This is a genomic window from Bacillus sp. AG4(2022) (assembly GCF_031844465.1).
GTDB classification, from domain to species: domain Bacteria; phylum Bacillota; class Bacilli; order Bacillales; family Cytobacillaceae; genus Bacillus_AB; species Bacillus_AB infantis.
On the sequence record NZ_JAUZVH010000023.1, the window covers coordinates 1 to 2654 of the forward strand.

The following is a 2654-nucleotide window of genomic DNA, read 5'->3' on the forward strand; positions in this document are numbered from 1 at the left end:
ATATAGCATTATTTTGTAAGTACACACTTTACTTTTACATAGTGATAAAAAGTATACTATTGGTTATAATACAATCTGGAAGTGTATAGTAAGATTAGGGTTGAAGAATGACTTTGACACACTCATCTTCGTGATCATTAAAGATTTGATAGGCTTCGCTCGCCTGGTCTAGACGCATTTTATGAGAGACGATTTCTGTTGGGTCCAACTCTCCCGACGTAATCATTTTAAAGAGCATTGGCATGTAATGTATGACAGGTGCTTGGCCCATTTTTATTTGTACATTTCTTTCAAATATATTCCCTAAAGGGAACTGGTTATATTTGGACCCGTAGACCCCAGTCAGCTGCAACGTTCCAAATTTTCTCACAGCATTCATACCGATTTTGATCGGGCTAATTGTTCCACCAATAAGCTTCATCTTTTGTTCGGCAGCTTCGAGGGGTGTTTTTTTACCATCCATCCCTACGCAGTCAATGACTGCGTCTACACCGCCATTTGTGATTTCTTTAATATGGGAACCCATATCATCAAATTCATCAAAATTATAAATTTCAACATTGTTCATTTTTTTGGCACGTTCAAGCCTATATGGAAGATTATCGACCGCAATGACTCTTTTTGCGCCTTTCATCCATGCAAACTTTTGCGCCATTAACCCAACCGGTCCACAGCCGAGTACGGCAACTGTATCCCCTTTTTTTACCCCTGCACTTTCAATGCTCCAATAAGCAGTTGGTAGTACATCAGACATAAACAGTAATGCTTCATCTTCAAGTTCAACAGATTCAGGAATTACAAAAGGCATAAAATTCCCATAAGGAACACGCAAATATTCAGCTTGTCCACCTGGATGATTACCGTAACGCTCCGTAAATCCAAAATATCCGCCTGTATCAATTTCTGGATTTGGATTAGAATTATCGCATTGGCTCTCCAAATCATGCTGACAATAGAAACAGCTGCCACACGAAATATTAAACGGTATGACAACTCTGTCCCCTTTCTTCACTTTTGTTACCTCTGGCCCTACTTCTTCTACAATACCCATAGGCTCGTGGCCAACTACGTAATCTTTTTCAGCTGGCAGGGCACCTTGATAAATATGTAAGTCAGATCCGCATATCGCTGTTGATGTAATGCGCACGACAATATCGTCTTTTTGTTGAAGCTTCGCATCTGGAACTTCTTTCACTTGCATATCCTTGGAACCTTGAAAAGTAACTGCTTTCACAAGTAAAACCTCCTACTATAAATTGATATAACTTGTATATAATATACCCATTGAAGAAATTTATATGTTTTTTTATTTATTTTTAGTTCTATTTGACTAAATAGGGCGTTTGCTTCAGTTCGACTCCCGCTTTGACATTAAAAATGAGATGGAAAAGGCGTACTAATCTATTATCAGAGGTACGCCTTTTCAAATGCCTAAATTATGCACGATAGCAACAATCTTTGAGAGAACAGTTAAAATAAATCTAAAAATCTGTGCGTCAAAAATTTATAAGTTTTAGATGTGAAAGCGTTTTGACTTTGGCTCCCTACATTTTTGGTTTATGCAGCTATAGGGACTTGTGCCATTTCGGTTACTACTACTTTAATGTATACAAGAAATTACAGCTCAGCGATGGTCCCCATTTACTGCATCCGTCTAACAACGGGTTTTTTTTACATCTATTGCTCATTTTGTATAAAAAGCAAAAAGTGTACATACCCGGTTATTCGGAATTATCAGCGCTTTTTATTTTACTCTTCATGTTCCAAAATCTAACATGACCACTACTTATGCTACTCTATGTGTTCTAAAACTCGTCCTTTTCTGAACACACTCAGATATCCGTTGAAATGAATGTTTTTTAAGGCTATAGGTGTTACAAAACTCTGTTCATTATTCTATGTTCAATAACATATTGAATTCTATCTTATGTTACAATGAACTTAAAGGAAAAATGAGAAAAGAGTGATTACTGGTGTTAATTGGATATGCGCGCGTTTCGACAGGGTTACAAAATTTAGATTTACAAATGGATGCGTTAACGCAACATGGCTGTGGAAAAATCTTTCACGATAAGATGAGTGGAGCGAAAAAGCAGCGCCCTGGCTTGGAGGAAGCACTTCAATATGCACGTGAAGGCGATACCATTGTTGTTTGGCGATTAGATCGTCTTGGTCGCAACATGCAGGACTTAATACAGATTGTGAATACTTTGAACGAACGAGGTGTGGGCTTTCACAGCCTGCAAGAAAACCTAACGATGGACAAAAGCAACGCAACGGGGCAATTAATGTTCCACCTCTTCGCAGCCTTTGCAGAATTTGAACGGAATCTGATCGAGGAACGCTCAGCAGCAGGACGAGCAGCAGCTAGAGCGCGTGGTCGTCTTGGGGGACGTCCGGAGAAACTGGAAGCGAAAGATATTGAAATGATGAAATCGCTCATTGAAAATGGTACATCAATTAAAGATGTGGCGGAAAAATGGGGCGTATCTCGAACAACCATTTATCGCTATTTGGAAAAACCTCTAAAATAAAACGTAAAGCACTTGTTACCAGCTCACAGCTTGGATAAGTGCTTTTATTGTTTAGAATAGGCGTATTTTGAAGTGCAAAATAGCACTTAAAACAGGTGCAATTTACCGATTAAAGTGACA

Annotated in this window: 2 protein-coding genes; one reads left to right on the plus strand and one right to left on the minus strand. The window is 38.6% G+C overall.

Annotated elements, in window-relative coordinates; genetic code table 11:
* Positions 1–94 precede the first annotated feature (94 nt).
* Positions 95–1234 (minus strand): zinc-dependent alcohol dehydrogenase, encoded by a 1140-nt coding sequence (locus Q9R36_RS26055; protein WP_066154501.1) that lies wholly within the window; start codon positions 1232–1234, stop codon positions 95–97.
* 739 nt (positions 1235–1973) lie between these two features.
* Here Q9R36_RS26055 and Q9R36_RS26060 point away from each other — a divergent pair.
* Positions 1974–2534, plus strand: coding sequence for a recombinase family protein (locus tag Q9R36_RS26060; protein WP_072501987.1), 561 nt, complete (start codon positions 1974–1976; stop codon positions 2532–2534).
* The last annotated feature ends 120 nt before the right edge of the window (positions 2535–2654 follow it).